The organism is Mycoplasma sp. 21DD0573, from assembly GCF_034863425.1.
In the GTDB taxonomy this organism is placed as follows: domain Bacteria; phylum Bacillota_I; class Bacilli_A; order Mycoplasmatales; family Metamycoplasmataceae; genus Mycoplasmopsis.
Genome location: NZ_JAYFEZ010000020.1, coordinates 1 through 4,485, shown reverse-complemented (window position 1 = coordinate 4,485; position 4,485 = coordinate 1). Strand labels below are relative to the sequence as shown.

Annotated in this window: 5 protein-coding genes and 1 other RNA gene; 5 read left to right on the top strand and 1 reads right to left on the bottom strand. The window is 28.2% G+C overall.

The window, feature by feature from the left end; translation table 4 throughout:
- Positions 1 to 132: 132 nt before the first annotated feature.
- From cdd to VBM86_RS02950, 3 genes are all read left to right on the top strand, one after another.
- Entirely contained in the window at positions 133 to 1,005 is an 873-nt protein-coding gene (cdd, locus tag VBM86_RS02960) for a cytidine deaminase (protein ID WP_323189805.1), read from the top strand.
- A gap of 2 nt (positions 1,006 to 1,007) precedes the next feature.
- Positions 1,008 to 1,889, top strand: coding sequence for a GTPase Era (gene era, locus VBM86_RS02955; RefSeq protein WP_323189804.1), 882 nt, complete (start codon positions 1,008 to 1,010; stop codon positions 1,887 to 1,889).
- 165 nt (positions 1,890 to 2,054) lie between these two features.
- On the top strand, positions 2,055 to 2,645 hold the full coding sequence (locus VBM86_RS02950; RefSeq protein ID WP_323189803.1) for an FMN-dependent NADH-azoreductase: 591 nt from the start codon (positions 2,055 to 2,057) through the stop codon (positions 2,643 to 2,645).
- Positions 2,646 to 2,705: 60 nt separating this feature from the next.
- Here the strand turns inward: VBM86_RS02950 and rnpB are convergent.
- Positions 2,706 to 2,983, bottom strand: an RNA gene (gene rnpB / locus VBM86_RS02945) — RNase P RNA component class B.
- Between the two features lie 152 nt (positions 2,984 to 3,135).
- Between rnpB and VBM86_RS02940 the strand changes: the two genes are divergently transcribed.
- Entirely contained in the window at positions 3,136 to 3,783 is a 648-nt protein-coding gene (locus VBM86_RS02940) for a chromate transporter (RefSeq protein ID WP_323189802.1), read from the top strand.
- Positions 3,783 to 4,436, top strand: coding sequence for a chromate transporter (locus VBM86_RS02935; RefSeq protein ID WP_323189801.1), 654 nt, complete (start codon positions 3,783 to 3,785; stop codon positions 4,434 to 4,436). The genes VBM86_RS02940 and VBM86_RS02935 overlap by 1 nt, the downstream gene beginning before the upstream one ends.
- Positions 4,437 to 4,485 lie beyond the last annotated feature (49 nt).

Below are 4,485 nucleotides of genomic sequence, written 5' to 3'. Positions count from 1 at the left end.
TAAACAAAAAGTAGACAGTTTTTTATTTTCTGTCTACTTTTCTTGTCCTAGTTTACTAAACTTGATTAATTTCAAGTTTTTTTATTTGCTTCACCTAAATATGTTTACATATTTAAAGTATAATTATAAAGTATGAAAAAGGTAAAAGTATCATTAACTATTAATTCGAAAATCAAAGATGCAATTATTTTCGAAAAAGAAATGAAGCAGATTATCAAAAATTTTGCAGAATACTTCGGCATTAAAAAACAAATCATTGTTGATGTTTCGTTAGTTTCTCCTCAAAAAATTAAGAGATTAAACAAAGAATACAGAAACAAAGATTATGTAACTGACATCCTTTCATTTGGATTTGATGATAGTTCTATGTATGATGAACTTCCGTTTATTCATCTTGGAGAGTTAGTTATTTGTTGAAACAAAGTTGTAAGACAAGCAAAATATTTTGGACACTCAATTAAAAGAGAATTCTGTTACTTATTCACACACGGATTAGTCCACTTAGCTGGATATGACCACGAAATTGAAGAAGAAAGAATTCGAATGAATAAAATGGTTGATGACATTTTTAATCCTTTAAAAATAACAAGGAAAGAAGGTACAAATATGACATTTGAAAAATTAAAAGATTTACTTAAATATACTTATACACCATATTCAAAATTCCCAGTAGCTGCAATTTTGATTGGTGAAGATGGTAAAGAATACTACGGAGTTAACGTCGAAAACGCTGCTTATCCATCAGGTTTATGTGCTGAAAGAAGTGCTATGTTTGGTTCAGTAGCATACGGTGGAAAAGTAGGAACATTTAAAGAAATTCACATTATTAGTGGAAAAAATGAAATCATTAGCCCTTGTGCTGGATGTAGACAAGTTATGACTGAATTTATGCCTCTTGATGCAAAAGTTTACCAATACAGTAATGATGGAAAACAATTAAGAGTTAACACAGTTGAAGAATTAGTTCCATACAGCATCAGAGCTGAAGAAATTACAATTAAATAATTATGAAAATATGTTTTGCAAGTATTTTAGGAAGACCAAACGTAGGTAAAAGTAGTCTTCTTAATGCTATTATCGGCTACAATGTTGCAATTGTTACTAATGTAGCTCAAACAACCAGAGACCAAATTACAGGTATCTATACAGAAGATGATTTACAAATCATTTTCATTGATACACCTGGTATCCATAAACCACAAAATAAACTTGGTGAAGCTTTAAACAAAAATGCTTATGATGCAACCAAAGACATAGATGTTCTTTTATTCTTATCTCCTGCTGATGAAGCAATTGGTAAAGGTGATGAAATGATTTTAGAAAAAATCAAGCACGTAAAAAACAAGATTGCTGTTATTTCTAAGATTGACAAAATTAAAAAAGATCCTCAAAAGCTACTCGATAAAATCAAAGAGCTTAAAGAACATGGTTTTGAAACAATTATGTCTACTGATGTAAACGATCCTAAATCAATTAGCGCTTTAATTAGTGAAATTGAAAAATACTCTTACGACGGTGAAGCTCAATACGATCCTGAATACATCACAGACAAATCTATGCGTTTTATAGCAAAAGAAATCATTCGTGAATCTGCAATTAATGAGCTTTATGAAGAGCTGCCTCACTCAATTGCTGTTGAAGTTCTAGAATTTGAAGAATCTGAAGACAGATTAGATATTGATGCAATTATCTATGTTAAAAAAGCTTCTCAAAAAGGTATGGTTATAGGTAAAAACGGTGAAAAAATCAAAAAAATAGGTACAGTTGCTAGAAAGAAAATTGCACATCAATTCGATATTCCTACATCATTAACTTTAAAAGTTAAGATAGCTAAAAAATGAATCGATGATGCAGATGCACTTGAAAAATTTGGTTACTCTACTAAATAATTTTTACAGTTGGTATTTGTTAATTAATACCAACTTTTTATATTATTTTTGTGTTTTATCATACCTATTATTAAAAGTTTGCTAAAATATAACTAATATAAAAAGTTATTTTTTAAGCTAAAAAATAACTAAATATTAACTTTTTATAAAAATTAAGGGGGAAATATGAAAAAAGTATTAATTTTAGATGGAAATCTTTTACAAAATGAAAAATCATACTCAACTAACATTTTAAATTACATTGAAGAAGCACTTAAATCAAAAGAAAATCTATCAATCGAAAGAGTGGACTTATCAACTACAAAGCTAAATGAACATTTTTTAACTAAGCAAACATTTACAACTTATTACACAGATGTTGAGACAGATAAATGAATTCAAAAACTTAAAGAAACTGATTTATTAATCATTTCAAACCCAATGATTAACTTTGGGCCTAGTGTCATAGTTAAAAATTTCATCGATGCTATTTCAGTTGCTAATAAAACATTTAGTTACAAATACTCAAAGCAAGGTGATGCAATTCCTTTATTAACTAACTTAAATACAGTTATAGTTTCAACTCAAGGTGCACCACAGGGTTGATACACTTGAGGCAATCACTCTGATTGATTAAAAGGAACATTTAAATTCTTAACAGGTAATGATTCGAAAGAAATTAAATACTTTGGAACAAAAGTTTCTCCAATTAATCAAACTGAACCAAATCACGTTGATGAACACATCAAAGAACAAGTAAATCAAATATTTAACTAATCCATCATTTGGTGGATTTTTTATATTAAATAAAAAACATTCAGTTGCCTGAATGCTTGCATCTATAAGCCGTGTTCTGTCTAGGTCGACAATTTATCTAATGACTTAATGTCACTCCATTATTTTATTCAGTTCTAAAATAATGATTCCTCTACCAAAATTTGAGTTTCTAACTCGTGGAGTTTACCCGTTTCATATTTCTCGTCTCTGTGGCACTAGTCGTTTATACACATAATGCATAACCTAAGCTTATTTGGCTTAGCACGATCACTACCATCATCGCAGATGGTGTTAGCACGGACTTTCCTCTACATAAAATGCAGCTGTCGACTGATGCAAATATATAATAGCATTTTATTTATTTTATAGTCATAAAAATCTTAAAAATTCTTAAATTCATATAAATTAATGAGAAAAAACATTAAACTGTTATTATTATTTAGTTATTTTGAAAAAAATATAAAATATTGCTAAATAAATAGGAGACATAATGAATAAAAATAAGAAAAAAGTTAGTTTTTGAGAATTATTTTCATTTATTATCAAAGTTACTTTTATTGGATTTGGTGGAGGTAATGCCCTTTTACCAGTTATTAAAAAAGAAGCAGTTGATAATAAAAAATGAATAACTAACGAAGAAATGGATGATATTGTAATTGTTACAAATATGCTTCCAGGTGCTTCGGTTATTCAAACACTGTCATATATATCTATAAGTCTTTTAGGTAAATTTAAGGGAACCTTGGTTACTTTATTAGGAATATTACCTCACGTAATATTTGCATTTATTTTCTTAGTTATCTTGACTAAATACATACCTAGCGAGTACTTAAAAATAATTTCAGTCGGTGTACTTGTTTCAATTATTGCTTTTCTGATTGCATTTGCACAAAGATATATAAAGCAATCTAAACAATCACTCAAATTACCAGTTTGATTAATTATTATGCTCTTTTCAATTTGTGTTTCCTTGTTTGTTCCATCACCTTACAATTTACCAATTTTCTCAATTGTAATTTTCTTATTTGTCTTTGCTATAGTTTTTTTAGTAAATAAAAAGCACTTTATCAATAAGCAATCATTAAATAAATCGCTTGAGGAAAACGGGATTACCTTCATTAAAAAAGGAGGCAAATAATGCTGCTTACTGCTTTATTAGTTTGCTTACCTCTTTTAATTTTAATTTCGCTTTCAATCTTTGGTGGTGGTCAAGTTTTTATGCCGATATTCCAATGATTGTGAAACTTTTTAGCACAAGTTTTTGGGGCAAATATTGATGAAAATGCAATCAATAATGTGTTTGCAATTTCAAACACTACACCTGGTGTTGTGTCAACTAAATTTGCCTTTTTTACAGGTTACTTAGTTGCATCTGGTCAATGATGAGGTTATATAGCAGTTTTCTTAACTTATTTAATTTTCTGCTTACCAGCTATTATCATTATGGTAATTGCAATGAAGTATATTAAAAAATTTAAAACTAATACTTTCATTGCTAATATGTTAATCATTATGAAACCAATTGTTTCAGGAATAATTATTGCTCTTGCGATTCAATTATTCATCTCAATTTATGTACCTGAAATTTTCTTTAATTCATCTTCTAAAGGTTATGCAGGATGGACAAGCAATAATTATTTTGTGGGATACAAAAATATTCTGTTAAAAATCTATGTACCAATGGGTATTTTAGGTTCATATTACTTAGCTAAAAGAAGAATTTCTCTATTCTGAATTATTCTTATAAATATAGCAATTTCACTTATTTTATTTGCTCCTTATGCTGGATAATTAAAATCAAAAATGAACAGTGTTTTTAATAATTACACTGTTCATTTTT